The sequence below is a fragment of the Amphritea sp. genome (assembly GCF_050300915.1).
In the GTDB taxonomy this organism is placed as follows: domain Bacteria; phylum Pseudomonadota; class Gammaproteobacteria; order Pseudomonadales; family Balneatricaceae; genus Amphritea.
Genome location: NZ_JBNKYN010000004.1, coordinates 41,626 through 57,316, shown reverse-complemented (window position 1 = coordinate 57,316; position 15,691 = coordinate 41,626). Strand labels below are relative to the sequence as shown.

Below are 15,691 nucleotides of genomic sequence, written 5' to 3'. Positions count from 1 at the left end.
AGTCTACACCGCCAGGTACTGGCGGATCAGCTCCTCACTCAGATTATCCATGCGGTCACTGGCAACTACACGGCCACGTTCCATCAACCGGAACTCTTCGCCAACCCGGCGTGCAAAGCCCAATTTCTGCTCAATCAGAATCACTGTCAGTCCCTCTTCCTTATTGAGCTTTAGAATAACATCTCCGATCTGTTTGACAATGTTTGGCTGTATCCCTTCGTTGGGTTCATCCAGAATCAGCACCTTGGGCTCCAGCACCAGTGCCCTGCCGATGGCCAGCTGCTGTTGCTGACCACCGGAGAGGTCACCACCGCGCCGTTGCAGCATCTCTTTTAACACGGGAAACAGCTCGAAAATCTTTTCCGGAACCTCTTTCGCACCATCCTTACGGATCGGCAGACCTACTTTCAGGTTTTCCTCTACCGTCAGCAGCGGAAAGATGTCCCGGCCCTGGGGGACATAACCGATGCCCGCAGGGGCGCGTAACTCGGCTTTTTTATTCTGCAGCGCTTCCCCCTCCAGCAGAATCTCGCCACTGCTAACCGGCAACAGTCCCATAATGCACTTCAGCAGTGTGGTTTTACCCACCCCGTTGCGGCCCATAATACAGGTGCAGGAACCCGGTTTAATATCCAGGTTAAGATCCCAGAGAATCTGCGTGCCACCATAAAACTGATTCACATTTTTAATACTGATCATGGCGCTTCCCCCAGATACACTTCAATCACATCCTGATTATTCTGGATCTCATCCATCGTCCCCTCGGCCAAAACCGAGCCCTGATGCAGTACGGTCACGGTACGGGCGATACTGCGGACAAACTCCATATCATGCTCCACCACCACCACGGTGCGTTCACCGGCCAGCGAGGTCAGCAGTTCGGCGGTACGCTCCCCCTCCTGAACGGTCATACCGGCTACCGGCTCATCCACCAGCAGCAGACGTGGATTAGCCATCAGCAACATCCCGATCTCCAGCCACTGCTTCTGACCATGAGACAGCGAACCCGCCAACATCATCCGTTCACCTTTCAGACCGATAGTCTCCAGTACATGGTCGATCTGGTCATACTCGGCACTGTTAAGGGTAGCCAGCAGTGTCGGCATCACCGATTTATTCGACTTCAGTGACAGCTCCAGATTATCCATCACTGTATGCGCTTCAAACACGGTCGGTTTCTGAAACTTACGCCCAATACCCAGCTGTGCGATCTCTGCCTCATCTTTCTCCAACAGATTCAGCGACTGACCGAAATAAACAGTACCGCTGTCACATTTCGTTTTACCGGTGATGACATCCATCAGCGTGGTTTTACCAGCACCGTTGGCGCCGATCAGACAGCGCAGCTCACCATCATTGATATACAGGTTGAGATCATTAAGGGCTTTAAAACCATCGAAACTCAGATTCAGTCCCTCAACATAGAGCAGCACCTGATGGGAGATATCCACCTTCTGATCATGGTCTTGCAGAAACGGCCAGACCTGATCACGGCGCATCACTTCACGGGTCGTATCAAGTATGCTCATGCGTGGCCCTCCTCTGCTTTGTCATTCGGACTGTTATTCACACTCCGCTGTTTCGCCTGAAGTTGCTGATCTTTAAACTGGGCAACAAGCCCCATCAGACCTTTCGGCAGATAGAGAGTCACCAGTACAAACATCGCACCCAGTGCAAACAGCCAGCCGTCCGGCATAATGGCAGTAAATTTAGTCTTGGCGTAGTTCACCAGAATCGCGCCGATAATCGCACCGACAAGGGTTCCACGCCCCCCCACCGCCACCCAGATAACGATCTCGATAGAGTTGATCGGTGAAAATTCGCCAGGGTTGATAATGCCGACCTGAGGCACATAAAGCGCTCCGGCAATACCGGCGATCATAGCTGAATACACAAACAACCAGACCTTATAGTTTTCCGTGCGGTAACCGATAAAGCGGGCCCGGCTTTCACCATCGCGGATCGCCACGATCACCTTGCCAAAACGGGTCTGCATAATTTTCTTACTCAGCACCAGCAGCCCGCACAACAGCAGCGCAGTGATGATAAAGAGCGATACCCGGGTATTATCAGACTGCAGATCAAAGCCGATAATATCTTTAAAGTCTGTCAGGCCATTGTTGCCGCCAAAGCCCATCTCATTACGGAAGAACGACAACAACAGTGCGTAGGTCAGCGCCTGAGTCATAATTGACAGATACACCCCGGTTACCCGGGAGCGAAACGCCAGCCAGCCAAACACATACGCCAGAATACCCGGCACCAACAGCACCATCAGCATCGCAATCCAGAACTGATCCATGCCATGCCAGAACCAGGGCAGTTCACTCCAGTTGAGGAACACCATAAAGTCGGGCAGTTCCGGGTTGCCGTAAACGCCCCGGTCACCGATCTGACGCATCAGATACATCCCCATGGCGTAGCCACCCAGGGCAAAGAACGCACCGTGCCCCAGGCTGAGAATACCGCAATACCCCCAGATCACATCCACCGCCAGCGCCAGCATCGCATAGCAGAGATACTTGCCTAACAGAGTGATGGTATAGGTGGACACATAGAAGACCGAGTCCTGTGGCATCAGCAGATTGCTGGCGGATGCCAGCGCAGTCACCGCCAGCAGCAGCACTACAAAAGGGGCTACCCTGCTGTCACCGTTGATTCTTGAAAAGCTCATAAAGTTACTCAGAAAAGAACTCATTCTGCCGCCCTCCCTTTCTGAGGAAACAGCCCTTTAGGACGCTTCTGAATAAACAGAATGATAAACACCAGCACCAGAATACTCGCCAGCACCGCACCGGTGACCGGTTCAATAAACTTATTAGCAACACCCAGAGTAAAGGCTGCCACCAGCGTACCCCAGAGGTTACCTACCCCACCGAACACCACCACCATAAAGGAGTCGATAATATACGCCTGTCCCAGGTTCGGGCCGACGTTAGTCAGCTGACTCAGAGCCACCCCGGCAATACCGGCAATACCGGACCCCAAACCGAAGGTCATCGCATCCACCCGGTCGGTACGGATACCCATCGCCTTAGCCATATCCCGGTTCTGAGACACTGCGCGAACATTCAGACCCAGCGAGGTTTTCTTCAGCACAATTAACAGAATCATGAAGACCAACAGCGCAAAGGCAACAATGTAGAGTCGGTTGAGGGTCAGACTCAGTAATGGATTAATCTCGATAGAACCACTCATCCAGTCAGGGGTTGCCACCTGACGGTTAAGGGGTGAAAACACGGTACGCACCATCTGCTGCAGTATCAGACTGATACCAAAGGTCGCCAGCAGGGTTTCCAGTGGCCTGCCATGCAGATGACGGATCACCAGTCGTTCAATCAGAATCCCCGCCAGGCCGGACACCATAAAGGCCAGCGGCACCGCGATCCAGAGGGAATATTCAATCATATTCGGCAGCATCAGCTGCACTACATAGGTGGTATAGGCGCCCAGCATAATCATCTCGCCGTGGGCCATATTAATAACGCCCATCACCCCAAAGGTGATCGCCAGACCGATAGCGGCCAGCAGCAACACCGACCCCAGGCTCAGGCCAAAAAACAGCTGATTAATAAAACCATACATCTCAGCCTGTTGATCAATTTTATCCAGCCCGGTCTGCGCCGCTTTGCGGACACTGCGGGAGGGATCATTTTCTGCCAGCAGCGTCAGCTGGTTACGCACTTCCGGTTCCAGACTGCCGTCAAGGTCTTTAACCGCCTGCAGCCGTTCAGTGGCATCGGCAGAATGTGCAGCACGATAGAGTGCCAGGGCGACATCCATCACCTCCTGAACCGAGCGACTCTGCTCATTCAGGCGGGCCGTGCGAATCAGCTCAATGGTATTGGGTCCCAGATCGGAGAACAGTGAGCGAACCGCATCCTTTCTCACGGCGGAGTCGGGGTGGTTCAGTTGCATCCGGGCAATGGCCTCACCCAGATAGCCCCGCAGGGTATTATTGACTTTTATTTTCTTAACCTGGCTTTTGCTCAGCTCATTGAGAGCTTCACCCGTAAACAGGTCAGAATAGCGGGTAACACTTTGCTCTTTGAGAGCTGCGATAAGACGTCTGGTCTCTTTTTCGTAATAGAGATCGCCGTTCAGCATTGTCTTGAACAGAGCCATCATATCAGCCCCTTCACTGGCTTCCAGCTGCTGCAACACAGGCAGCGCCTTGCTGAGTTTCACCTCGGTCAGTTCCAGCAATAAAGGCTTCTGAGCCTCTGAGGGCACCTCCGCCATAACACTGGTACTGATCAGCAAACCCAGCAGGCAGGCGCAGATCGCGTTTATATATCTCACAGGAATTCTCCGTCCGGGTCAGGCAGCTGTACGGTTTAAAGCAATACCGCTGAGGTGTTGTTTAATCCGCCCCGGCAATCAACCCATTGATCGCCCTGCCTATTTGTAATACAGGCTTCCGATGGAAGCCTGCTTTTCACAACCTGAAGGATTCAGGCAAATGCACTACTGAACACCCTAAGGGTTAGTAGTTTTGACCGGAGCAGGTCTTGGTAACCGTGTTGTAGTTACCGCAAGAGATTGGCGCAGTCCAGTCAGAGATCAGGTCTTTAGACCCTGGCAGGAAGTCAGACCAAGCATCACCCGGCACAAGACCTTCAGTTTCCCAAACTACTTCAAACTGACCGTCATCCTGAATCTCACCGATCAGTACCGGCTTGCTCAGATGGTGGTTCTTATTCATATACGCCATGCCACCGGTCAGGTTTTCAGTTTCCTGGCCTATCATCGCCTGCTCAACCGCATCAACGTCAGTGGTTCCGGCTTTCTCAACCGCCTGAGTCCACATCTTGAAGCCGATGTATGTCGCTTCCATAGGGTCGTTAGTTACGCGGTCAGGGTTACCGGTAAAGGTTTTCCACTGTGAGATGAATGCAGTGTTCGCATCGCTCTCAACACTCTGGAAGTAGTTCCATGCCGCCAGATGACCGACTAGAGGCTTAGTGTCGAGACCCGACAACTCTTCCTCACCGACAGAGAAGGCAACCACAGGAATATCTTCAGCAGAGATCCCCTGATTTCCCAACTCTTTATAGAACGGCACGTTGGCATCACCGTTGATAGTAGAGACTACCGCAGTCTTCTTACCTTCAGCACCAAAGCTCTTGATATCCGCGACAATTGACTGCCAGTCAGAGTGACCGAAAGGCGTATAGTTGATCATGATATCTTCAGCCGCCACACCTTTTGCTTTCAGATAGGCTTCAAGAATCTTGTTAGTGGTACGTGGGTAAACATAATCAGTCCCCGCCAGCACCCAGCGCTTCACACCCAGATCATTCATCAGGTAATCAACCGCAGGAATTGCCTGCTGGTTTGGCGCTGCACCGGTATAAAATACGTTTTTAGAAGATTCCTCACCCTCATACTGAACCGGATAGAACATCAGACCATTCAGCTCTTCCAGCACTGGCAGTGCAGATTTACGGGACACAGAGGTCCAGCAACCGAAGATGACATCAACCTGATCCTTAGTCAGCAGCTCACGGGTCTTCTCAGCAAACAGCGGCCAGTTAGACGCAGGGTCAACCACAACCGCTTCAAGCTTCTTACCCAGCAAACCACCCTTTTTATTCTGCTCTTCAACCATCATCAGAACGGTGTCTTTCAGGGTTGTCTCACTGATCGCCATCGTACCGGACAGAGAGTGCAGTACGCCTACTTTAATCGTGTCAGCCGCCATAGCACTGATGCTCAGCGCACTGGCGCCCATAGTCAGAGCAATACCTGAAACCAGATGTTTGATCTTCATATCTATTTCCCTTCTTGAGGTTAAGTTGCGATTCTTGTGTTCCGGGCAGGATCAGCATCCCGGGAATCTGTTATTCACAAAACCATTATTAGAAATACCGCTCAAGGAAGGTATGGGGTGATTGACGCACCCTTATACGTCAAATGACGTATAAGGGGGGGGAAGAAGTTGTTAGTGACTAGGGGTTAGACGCTTCGCTTGCTAGAAAAGGCTGAAAAGCCGTTGCTCGCAAGAGCTAGAGGGGGAAAATTTCATGGGAGGTTTAGATCATCGATTGGGGAAATAAAGCAGTCTTCTTTTATGCTTCAAATAGCAGTATGAAGAATACAAGACCAAAACGACGTATTGATCCGCCGGATTAATGACCTAATGAAGCTGGCTTATTTTCCATGCTGAATGTCACTGAATTTTTCGGTTAGCCAGGATAGAAAATTATCTACTTCAGGTTTCGAGCTGGCTTTTTGGCTGGTCACTGTGGAATACCAATCACAAAACAAACGCCGATTATCCATAATGATCAGAGCACCCTCCGCGAGTTCTCGGGCACACAAAACATCATCGGCTAAAACGACCCCTTCACCATCAACCGCAGCATCAAGCGCCAGTGATAGGTCGGAATACACAGTCCCCCTTTTCCAAGCATCATTATTCGGTTCATACTCCTCAAACCAACTACGCCAAATATCACGGCCACTCTCATGCACCAACGGTAAATCAGCGGTAACTCCTTGCTCTTCTAACCTATTTTTTTTGAACAACGAGGGTGAACACGCGGGAAAGCCTTCGAAGGGAAATAGCCTTGTCAGCGTCACTTCGGATGATTTGAGGAGTTGCTCAAAATGAATACAAATATCAACCGAGCCTTCATTAATATCCGGTGGACTCCACGCAGATTTTAGATTGATATCAATATTAGGAAACTGTGTCTTAAAGTCTGCTAACTGTTTTCTAAGCCACCTATAGGCAAAAGCCGGCTCAGCGGTAATATTGATAACCTTGCTACGCGGCGTTGCTCTAATACTATCGCAGGAGTCTTGAATAATTTTAAATGCCTCTGAGATTCGCGGTGCCAGTACGCGCCCCTCATCGGTAAGTTCGACACGGTTGCCGTGCCGAGTAAAAAGGCTCACTTCGAGCCACGCCTCTAAATTTTTAATATGCTTACTAACAACGCCGTGACTCACGTTTAAATCTAACCCTGCTTTTGCAAAGCTTTGGGTTTTAGACGCGGCTTCGAAAGCACGCAATGCATTAAGATAAGCAATCGATTTTGGCATCGCCTGACTGTAGCTTAAAGCTACGCTGAGCGCAATTTTTTTGCCCTTTTAAGATTTTCTTAATGTGAGATCCTACCAATCAATCATTCATAACGCCAAACGTGAAGGTATTAAAATAGCCAAGATCAGACGAGCCCTTATCGAAGGAAAGCCAACCCTAATTGTCATCGATGTTCGGGGGGAAGCTCTTTTCAGATCATGAAGATGACTCCATACCGATGACGAAAATGTTGATCATTGAGCCTTACTTAGCGTTTTTGACCGATTCATTATCGACATAACACCACTGACTCACTTTATCTACAATTTTTAATTTAAATAATATCAAGAGTAAATATCTATTTAAGTATTATTAATATCTTGAGGAGCAAGAATGAAAAACACATCCTATACTTTAGCGTTCATCATGCTGATCGGCTTTCAAGCTCATGCTGATACTTCAGAAAAAGTCGTCAATATCTATAACTGGGCAGATTATATAAACCCGACCATTATTGAAAGCTTTGAAGAAACAACAGGTATCAAAGTCAATTATGCGGTCTATAGTTCAAATGAAGTGTTAGAAACAAAACTCTTAACAGGCAATACGGGTTACGATGTCGTATTTCCTGGAGGTGGATTTTTTGAGCGCCAAATTAATGCGGAAGTTTTTCATCAGATAGATAAGCAGCAGCTAAGCCATTATGGGAACCTTGATGATGAAATAAAAGAGCGTGCACAGGTCAGTGACCCAGGAAACAAATATGGTGTTCCATATATGTATGGCACAACAGGGATTGGTTATAACGTCGATATGGTCACTAAACGGCTCGGACACCCCCCAGAACACTCATGGGATCTAGTTTTTAAACCTGAGAATGCCGCTAAGCTGGCCGACTGTGGTATCGCTTTTATAGATTCACCTGCCGAAGTAACCTCTATCGCTTTAAATTATTTAGGTTTAGATCCAAATAGTGAAAAGCAAACCGACTTAGATCAAGTCAATACTTTATTACAATCTGTGCGTTCATCCATTCGTTATTTTGACAGTACGAATATTCTTAATGACCTCGCATCAGGAGATATCTGTATAGCAGTTGGTTATAATGGCGATATGCTATTAGCACAAGCGCGTACTATCGAAGTACAAAACAATCATCATATTGCCTATATAACGCCTAAAGAAGGCAGCTTGTTATGGTTAGATGTCATGGCCATTCCTGCTGATGCACCTCATAAGGACTCAGCATATAAATTTATCAACTACATACTTGATGCAGAAATAGCAGCATCGGCGTCCAATTACGTTTTATTTGCTATAGCGAATAAAGCAGCCGAACCATACCTTTTAGACGACGTTAAAAACAACACAGCCATTTATCCTTCTCAATCCATAAAATCAAGTCTGTTTGTTCTTAAAGCACATACAGCAAAATTTGATAGAAAGCTGTCTCGAATTTGGACAAACATAAAAACAAACCACTGAATATCCAAAGTAATAAAAGTAGATGTTTTTAATAGCACCTACTTTTTACTAATTCTTAAGTCTATGGAAAATTATATTTAAATCAAAATCTTATAGAAAACATACCTAATTCACGTAAATATGGCCAAGTTGAGAGTTTATAATGGCGATTAAAATTGCTGAGAAATGGTTTGAGCGCAAGAAGATTAATGATCGCTTAACATTGCTTTGGGAACCTCATGTTAACCCTTTAATTAGATGTAATATCTGGCATATACGCGGACGTGATGCAGATCTATTGGTAGATTCAGGGATGGGTATTTGCAGTTTAAAACAAGCGGCTAGTGATCTTTTTGAACGATCAATTACAGCTGTTGCAACCCATACACACCATGATCATGTCGGCAGCCTTCACGAATTTTCAGTTCGTGTTGTTCATCGGCTTGAGGCACCGAGTATGTGCTCAGGAGCGCACAAACTGTCCTTACTTACGGCTGATTATCCCGATGATATGAAAAAGGCACTTGCCGATGTAGGATGCCCTCTTCCAGAACATTCACTGTTGAGTGCCTATCCTGAAAAAGGTTTTAATCCAGCCAATGTCACCTTACAAGGTATCGAACCGACACGATTAGTTGACGAGGGAGATCGAATAGACCTCGGAGATCTCAACTTTGAAATACTCCATTTACCAGGCCATTCACCCGGCAGTATCGCTTTATGGGAAGAAAAAATGGGCTGGTTTTTCTCTGGCGACGCAATATACGATGGTCCCTTATTGGATAATATTTCGGGCGCATGCGTTGAAGACTATCTCGTAACAATGGAACGTCTACTTAAACTACCAGTTCAATCAGTTTACCCCGGTCACGATGAAATATTTGGTCGTAGCAGACATATTGAAATTGCTCGACATTATATTCAATCGAAATCATTATAAAAAAGCACACGAAGCAGGAACAGGTATTGCGTCATGGCCTTGTTCCTCTGCTACCGATTTCCAGTAGTTAGAACCTTAAAGACTATAACCATGGATTGTAACATCGAGCTTAATCCCGACTTACTTATCTTCAGGACTCCGCAAGTGCAGTGAGTTCATGGCCTGTTAACTGATAACCCACCCACTCGTGCTTTGCTTTAGCACCAAGCGACTTATAGAATTTTATAGCGGGTTCATTCCAGTCAAGAACACTCCACTCGAACCTCCCACAGCCTTTTTCTACTGCGATGTTAGCCAGGTGTTTTAAGAGTGCCTTACCTGCCCCGACACTCCGGTACTCAGGTGAAACGTATAGGTCTTCAAGATAAAGGCCGTTCTTGCCGAGCCAGGTTGAGTAATTGAAAAAATACACAGCGAAGCCAACCGGCTCGTTATTTACACTGCAGATCACTGCATGAGTGGTTGAGTCCTGACCGAACAATGATTTTTCTATATCAGACTCAGTCACAACGACTTCATGCTCTGCTTTTTCATAACGCGCAAGCTCTTTAACAAACCGTAGAATCAAAGCTGAATCGTCAATCGTTGCCTCTTCAATCTTTATAACTGGCACTTAATATTCCTGTTTACAGCGACAAATAAAATTTTAAACCAGGCTGACGCGAGTGCATGGCTTTATAGACATAAGGCATGTTAACTACCGGATAGTAAAGAAGAATCTATCAGCTACCCAGTATGGGTACTGGTAACAAACCATTTTACTTGACTAAACTACTATGGTATTCAGTGAATCTATTATACCGATCAAGACGGTAAAGTCTTCGTTGAATGGAAATCAGCAGCTGGGGTAAAAAATAATGCTTCGGACACATCAGACGCTTTTGGATCAAATGAAGATTAGTGATGCAGAGATTCAAAGCAGGCTGGAACTTGCTGCACTCTCCCTCAGACACTTTGAGCTGCTTAAAGACGTACTTCCGCTTATCAATTCAGAGGTGGATTCAATTGTTGAGCGCTTCTATCTCTCTCAGCTCGCCATTGATGAAATCGCTGTACTGATCGGTGATGTAGACACTCTGAACCGGCTGAAAGGCGCACAGCATCAGTATATTCTTGATCTGTTTTCAGGCCAGTATGACAGTACTTATGTCAATAACCGCTTACGAATCGGTATGGTCCATAAGAGAATTGGGGTTGAACCAAAACTCTATCTGAGCGCGATTAGTTCACTGAAACTGATTCTCTTTGAAGTGCTCAATAAGTCTATAGAGACCACTGAAGTCCTCTCGCAGACCAAAGAGGCTTTAGACAAATTACTCTATTTCGATACAACGCTGGTTTTTGACACCTATATCTCCAGCATGATTTCAGAGCTGGAACTGGCTAAGAAAAAAACCGAGATGTATGCCAATAGCCTTGAAGTTAAAGTATCGGAACGCACTGTTCAGCTGGAAGAACTGGCCAAAAAAGATCCGCTGACGGGTATCAACAATCAACGGGCGATGCGCGAACTTGCCAGTGTGCTGCTGGCATCGGTTGTGCGTCGCAAAGCCTCCTTTTCGCTGATCTACTTTGATATCGATAATTTTAAACAGATTAATGACCAGTACGGTCACCTGAAGGGCGATGAGGTATTAAAAGTCATTTCAGAGTGCATCACACTGCATATACGGGAAACAGATGTCCCTTGCCGCTATGGCGGCGATGAATTTTGCATCATGTTACCCGATGCAGACGCCCAGTCTGCCCAAACAGTTGCTGGACGAATAGTAGCGAGCTTTGTCGAAATTTATCCAGACTTTTCGCTGAGTATGGGTATTGTAGAAACCGGACCAGGACAATACATGAGCCTGGATGAGCTGGTTGGTATCGCCGATAAAAAAATGTATGAAGCCAAGGCAATGGAAGGGTCGCGGATAATAACCTGACGGGGGGAAAGAAGCCGCTAGTGGCTAGCTGTTAGACGCTTCGCTTGCTAGGAAAAGCGGAAGCGCGTTTTTACCACAGAGGGCACAGAGAACACGGAGGTCGTTACACCGAATTATTAACGGAGTCTCAGAGCCCTTGATCTAAAATCAACACTCTGACCCCTTGATCTTAGATCATACATCACTCTGATTAACCAAAGCGGCCTACTGGCGGCCAAGAATGGACTAACTAGAAAATACAGAAATAAACTTACATAATTGTAACTTCACTTTCCTGCGTTATTTCACACTCGCGAATATGGATAAATATTTTTAATATAAGCATGCAGGAACTGACCTTTGGAGCTTTCACGCATTAGGCTTTCATAAATATTTATTGGGACATTGTAATACTGATATATCGCGCTATTTATAAACTCAACCTCTAAGGTCTCCGTCGCTTCATCATACCCAACAGATGCAATATTTGAAGATACTACGTAGTCTCTATTCATTATTTTCTCCATTATTTTCTGAAGACTCATCATTTACACGTTCTCGGGTAATTTTTACATTACCAACAATTGCCCGTGGCTTCTGAGCCCTCCAAGAAGCGACCACTCGCTTATATCCTTCTAGACGTCTATCGAGACCCCATTGCACAGCAACTTCTGGATCGCTGCTTTTAGGTCGATGCTCTTTGGCTGGTAAAGTAATTCTGCAACGCATGGGAAGTTTTGCTGCCTCTCCCATAATGATAGCTTCCCCCGTTTTAAGAACCGGGAGCACATCAAGTAAGCTGACAAGCCCATCAGGCAATGTTCCCTGTACTCTGGCTCTATCTGCGGGATTTGAAAGCCTCAGCGCAAAATAAGTACCACACTGAGACAATATGGTTTCATCTACTTCAGATGGTCGTTGGCTAACCACCATTGCACCTACACCGTATTTCCTGCCTTCTTTGGCTATTTTCTGTACCGTCTCTGAGGCTAGGCTTTCATGACCTGCGGATAAATATCTGTGAGCTTCTTCCATAACAACAAGAAGTGGACGAGCTATGCCCCCTTCAGATTTTTCCCTACTCCAAAATAGCGAATCATAAACAATATTTAGAATCGACCCTACTAACAACTCGAGTATTGAGCTAGGCACACCAGATAAATCTAATATAGTTATGGGTTTGTCATTACCTAGCCAGCTAGCTAACAAAGAGTCTAGATCCTTTTTTACACGACCATCTAAAGCAGGTTCCCAAGATCCAGGATGCAAAAGAAAATCATAACGACGATCAATCATTCTTGAACGTAGTAGACTTAGCTGCCGGCGAACACCTAATGCTTGCTGGTTGATAAAAGGGCCTCTTGCACCCATAGCGTGTGGCTTGTATTTCGGTGGTGTTAATGTTTCGGGGTCACCTGGTTCTATTTGAGCAGGCTCATCCCGATCAGCCCCTTCGAATGTCGTGAGTTCAAAATCTATCAATTCATACCACATTTTTTTCAGGCTGAAAGGCACAGGCGTATCAACAGTAATGGAACTTTCCTCAATTCCATCAAAATTTGATACTGTGTGTGAAGCTAATTTAGATTCATATATTTTGTCGTAAAAAGCACTTTCCCGAACACCTTCTACTCCTCCAGTAAGGAATTTTACTAAATCAGAAGTATTTATTGCCCAATAAGGGATGTACAGCTTGGTTTCATCTGGCCTCGGATCGACTGAAAAAACTTTTGCAACATCGGCTAAAGCTTCAGAGTACTCACCATGAATATCCAGCATTAATATTCTGGCACTTGGGTATTTATTGCTCTCGTCTGAAGGGCAAGTAATAGAACGTAATAGGCTTGCAACTGTAGTTGACTTGCCCGAGCCAGTAGAACCGAGAATAGCTGAATGCCTAGTCACTAGTTCATTAACAGAAATTTTTGCGGAAATGCTTTCCGCACTAGAAAGATTACCGATAGATACTTGCCCGTAGCTATCAGAGCCATAGATTTTGGCAAGGTTACTAACTGTCGTTGTGTGAACACTATCACCTATATTAGGATATTGGCTGATTCCTCTTTCGAAAGAGCCGCCAATGGATTCACCTACCAATTGAATCTTCATCCACCTACCTGTTTCGCCTGAAAGCTCTCCTTCGGAGTTAAGAATTTCTTTAGCTCCAACCTCGGAAACAACGCCGAATAAATCCTGATATCCCTGAGGTATTCGAATAAAACTTCCAACTTGACCGACCCTATATGCCCTGCCTTCAATAATGGAGAGCCCTGAGGCTATTGATTGTGCAAGCTGAACACTTACTGATGAACCAGATACAGAGCCGACAGTACCTAAAAAAGTGGGGTCATTGCTGAGCATTAATCTCTCCTATTGAAGCTTCAGGACCAGCAGCAGAATCGACTAATGCTTGATTGTCACTTTGTATACTTGGTGTAAAATCAGTTGATTTAGATAGTGCGAAAAAACGAGCTAATTTAGCAAAATCCCCCAGTATAAATTTTTGAATAGACGATTGATCCCAGAAAGTCTTACGTATGTTTAGCCAATCATCATTTGGATTTTGGCCGGGCAACCATTTCCCCCCAACTCCATGAATAACTGCCCCGTCATTTGCATAGACGCTCATATTTGGACGTCTTTTAGCAAGTTCAACCGCATTCTTTTCTTCTTCTAGTGACTTAAATTGAAAAGCAAATATCGCTGTATGCTTGTTAGCTTCAAGTGCTTCATCAAGGAGAGCTGTGATATGTGAATCAAAAAATGAAAAGCCAGTGCAAAGTAAAATGCTATCTGGAGTGCTGAGAAATTCTTTTAGTCTTTCAAACATGGCTGAATATGGTTGCCGAGTGATTTGATCGTACTTAAGATGATCAGGATAAATCAGTTTGGTGGCGTCTCGACTACCGGTCCTAATTACTTTGCCATTGATAACGTCCCAGCCCAAAGATCCATGAATTTTCCATAACCGGGACCATCTTGTTGGCAGCGTATCATTTGACATTGAAGTTGGATCAAAGAATGGCTTATGTGAACCACTGAAACCATCAAAGTAAGGCAACTCTGCTCTCTCAAATGCTTCTTCAGTCAGAAGATCATAGTTAGGAGAGAAAATTTCTACTGGGTGTTCACGATGGGTGCCACCAATCCAGGATACTAGCTCCGTATAAGGATTAGATTCTACTGGTAAACTAGGGTTTACCCTAGCTCCTATTAAATTACAAATTCGTTCTGCAAGCCCTTCGTATCCGGCAGCATTTAAACCATGAATCTCTGATAGCCCAATAGCTTGAGCAAGTCTCCGTACACGAGTAAGTATAGTTTCAATATTCGGCGATGGTCCAAGCTCAGGAAGCAGCGTATTAACAATCGACTTATCAGGGGTTTCCAATGACTCTATAACATACGTTGTTAGTCTAGCTACATCAGGAATTATGGGGTCACCAGAAGAATCTAATTTCCCTTGGGCATTTACCCTAAGGGCAACAGGGGCTCCAGCCCCAATAAACAAACCTATCCGTTTCCGGCCTTGTGAAAGAATTTGGCGTAAATCTGCCATATATCGATCAGGATTGTGGACTGTAGTTTGAGTCATATTTATTTCCTGTCTGCGAACTAACAATATTAATTGTGGTATAAAAACATGACTAGATACCATACAAGTTATTTCTTGGATGCCACTCTCTGGCATCAAATAACGTACATCTATTAACTTTTTAAAAAGATAAAAGTTATTTTTAGTACAACCATCCGACACACAATAGTCCGTCTTGAGTCAGAATCAAAAGGGTCAGAGTCATTGATTTTCATATCCCCTTAGGTTTAAAACTTCAAAGGCAGTTAAGCGTATATGCATGCCAGGCAATATTTACAAAAGGCACGATAACTATCAGATAGTAAAAAGGAAGTACTGAACATCGCGATCTCCCTTAAGACAAAAACGAGAGTTGCATTCTTAACCTGGCGTAGCACCCCACTAGCGTTTCAACTTATCCCTTTGTTTCTGATATTTTGCGAGCTACCTAAGCCGCAAAACATACCCTTATCTAACGATAAAGCCAGCATAGCCGCTAGACTGAACAAAATAAACGGTAAAAACAAACAACTGCCTTGCAGCGTACTCAACTTAAACGCTTTCCATTTAGCCTATTGAGAAGACTCTTTTCAAGCGCTAACGACTGGCACGTCACGCTTTTTGTGACGTTCTGGCACATCAGGTCTGGTACTAATTAAAGATGATCGACAGAGGTTGTGGCTATCGCCTAAGATCAAAAATGAGCAAAACCCAATCTGGTGATAGAGAAGAGCTTAATTACTCTTAAAGTAGCTATAATTCACCTGAGGGTGAAC

13 protein-coding genes are annotated in these 15,691 nt (G+C 45.7%); 3 read left to right on the top strand and 10 right to left on the bottom strand.

What is annotated here, in order from left to right; all coding sequences use genetic code 11:
- Positions 1-3: 3 nt before the first annotated feature.
- From urtE to ACQY8X_RS01810, 6 genes are all read right to left on the bottom strand, one after another.
- Positions 4-699 (bottom strand): urea ABC transporter ATP-binding subunit UrtE, encoded by a 696-nt coding sequence (gene urtE, locus ACQY8X_RS01835; protein WP_428033434.1) that lies wholly within the window; start codon positions 697-699, stop codon positions 4-6.
- A complete protein-coding gene (urtD, locus tag ACQY8X_RS01830) occupies positions 696-1,529 on the bottom strand; it encodes an urea ABC transporter ATP-binding protein UrtD (protein WP_428033433.1) in 834 nt (277 codons plus the stop codon). Before urtD ends, urtE begins: the two co-directional genes overlap by 4 nt.
- Positions 1,526-2,698, bottom strand: a complete 1,173-nt coding sequence (urtC, locus tag ACQY8X_RS01825) for an urea ABC transporter permease subunit UrtC (protein WP_428033432.1) — start codon at positions 2,696-2,698, stop codon at positions 1,526-1,528. The genes urtD and urtC overlap by 4 nt, the downstream gene beginning before the upstream one ends.
- Positions 2,695-4,302: an urea ABC transporter permease subunit UrtB gene (gene urtB, locus ACQY8X_RS01820; protein ID WP_428033431.1), complete on the bottom strand. Its 1,608-nt coding sequence runs from the start codon at positions 4,300-4,302 to the stop codon at positions 2,695-2,697. Before urtB ends, urtC begins: the two co-directional genes overlap by 4 nt.
- A gap of 184 nt (positions 4,303-4,486) precedes the next feature.
- Positions 4,487-5,773 carry an urea ABC transporter substrate-binding protein gene (gene urtA, locus ACQY8X_RS01815; RefSeq protein ID WP_428033430.1) on the bottom strand — a complete coding sequence of 429 codons (1,287 nt, stop codon included), beginning with the start codon at positions 5,771-5,773 and terminating at the stop codon, positions 4,487-4,489.
- A gap of 380 nt (positions 5,774-6,153) precedes the next feature.
- On the bottom strand, positions 6,154-7,050 hold the full coding sequence (locus ACQY8X_RS01810; protein ID WP_428033429.1) for a LysR substrate-binding domain-containing protein: 897 nt from the start codon (positions 7,048-7,050) through the stop codon (positions 6,154-6,156).
- A 373-nt stretch (positions 7,051-7,423) separates the two neighbouring features.
- Between ACQY8X_RS01810 and ACQY8X_RS01805 the strand changes: the two genes are divergently transcribed.
- Positions 7,424-8,515, top strand: a complete 1,092-nt coding sequence (locus tag ACQY8X_RS01805; RefSeq protein WP_428033428.1) for a polyamine ABC transporter substrate-binding protein — start codon at positions 7,424-7,426, stop codon at positions 8,513-8,515.
- Between the two features lie 142 nt (positions 8,516-8,657).
- Entirely contained in the window at positions 8,658-9,434 is a 777-nt protein-coding gene (locus ACQY8X_RS01800) for an MBL fold metallo-hydrolase (protein ID WP_428033427.1), read from the top strand.
- Positions 9,435-9,564: 130 nt separating this feature from the next.
- Here the strand turns inward: ACQY8X_RS01800 and ACQY8X_RS01795 are convergent, their stop codons facing one another.
- Entirely contained in the window at positions 9,565-10,047 is a 483-nt protein-coding gene (locus ACQY8X_RS01795; protein WP_428033426.1) for an N-acetyltransferase family protein, read from the bottom strand.
- Between the two features lie 277 nt (positions 10,048-10,324).
- On the opposite strand from ACQY8X_RS01795, the gene ACQY8X_RS01790 reads away from it, so the two are divergent.
- Positions 10,325-11,362 carry a GGDEF domain-containing protein gene (locus ACQY8X_RS01790; protein WP_428033425.1) on the top strand — a complete coding sequence of 346 codons (1,038 nt, stop codon included), beginning with the start codon at positions 10,325-10,327 and terminating at the stop codon, positions 11,360-11,362.
- 284 nt (positions 11,363-11,646) lie between these two features.
- On the opposite strand, the gene ACQY8X_RS01785 is transcribed toward ACQY8X_RS01790, so the two are convergent.
- The 3 genes from ACQY8X_RS01785 to ACQY8X_RS01775 are packed head-to-tail and all read right to left on the bottom strand — an operon-like array spanning position 11,647 to position 14,936.
- Entirely contained in the window at positions 11,647-11,856 is a 210-nt protein-coding gene (locus tag ACQY8X_RS01785; RefSeq protein ID WP_428033424.1) for a KTSC domain-containing protein, read from the bottom strand.
- On the bottom strand, positions 11,849-13,702 hold the full coding sequence (locus tag ACQY8X_RS01780; protein WP_428033423.1) for an ATP-binding protein: 1,854 nt from the start codon (positions 13,700-13,702) through the stop codon (positions 11,849-11,851). Before ACQY8X_RS01780 ends, ACQY8X_RS01785 begins: the two co-directional genes overlap by 8 nt.
- The gene (locus ACQY8X_RS01775; protein ID WP_428033422.1) at positions 13,689-14,936 is read right to left on the bottom strand and encodes an SIR2 family protein; all 1,248 of its coding nucleotides are present in this window, start codon (positions 14,934-14,936) and stop codon (positions 13,689-13,691) included. Before ACQY8X_RS01775 ends, ACQY8X_RS01780 begins: the two co-directional genes overlap by 14 nt.
- Positions 14,937-15,691: the final 755 nt, after the last annotated feature.

Coding starts and splice junctions, on each gene's coding strand:
- urtE (WP_428033434.1), bottom strand. CDS start 699: ATGATCAGTATTAAAAATGTGAATCAGTTTTATGGTGGCACGCAGATT.
- urtD (WP_428033433.1), bottom strand. CDS start 1,529: ATGAGCATACTTGATACGACCCGTGAAGTGATGCGCCGTGATCAGGTC.
- urtC (WP_428033432.1), bottom strand. CDS start 2,698: ATGAGTTCTTTTCTGAGTAACTTTATGAGCTTTTCAAGAATCAACGGT.
- urtA (WP_428033430.1), bottom strand. CDS start 5,773: ATGAAGATCAAACATCTGGTTTCAGGTATTGCTCTGACTATGGGCGCC.
- ACQY8X_RS01810 (WP_428033429.1), bottom strand. CDS start 7,050: ATGCCAAAATCGATTGCTTATCTTAATGCATTGCGTGCTTTCGAAGCC.
- ACQY8X_RS01805 (WP_428033428.1), top strand. CDS start 7,424: ATGAAAAACACATCCTATACTTTAGCGTTCATCATGCTGATCGGCTTT.
- ACQY8X_RS01800 (WP_428033427.1), top strand. CDS start 8,658: ATGGCGATTAAAATTGCTGAGAAATGGTTTGAGCGCAAGAAGATTAAT.
- ACQY8X_RS01790 (WP_428033425.1), top strand. CDS start 10,325: ATGAAGATTAGTGATGCAGAGATTCAAAGCAGGCTGGAACTTGCTGCA.
- ACQY8X_RS01785 (WP_428033424.1), bottom strand. CDS start 11,856: ATGAATAGAGACTACGTAGTATCTTCAAATATTGCATCTGTTGGGTAT.
- ACQY8X_RS01780 (WP_428033423.1), bottom strand. CDS start 13,702: ATGCTCAGCAATGACCCCACTTTTTTAGGTACTGTCGGCTCTGTATCT.
- ACQY8X_RS01775 (WP_428033422.1), bottom strand. CDS start 14,936: ATGACTCAAACTACAGTCCACAATCCTGATCGATATATGGCAGATTTA.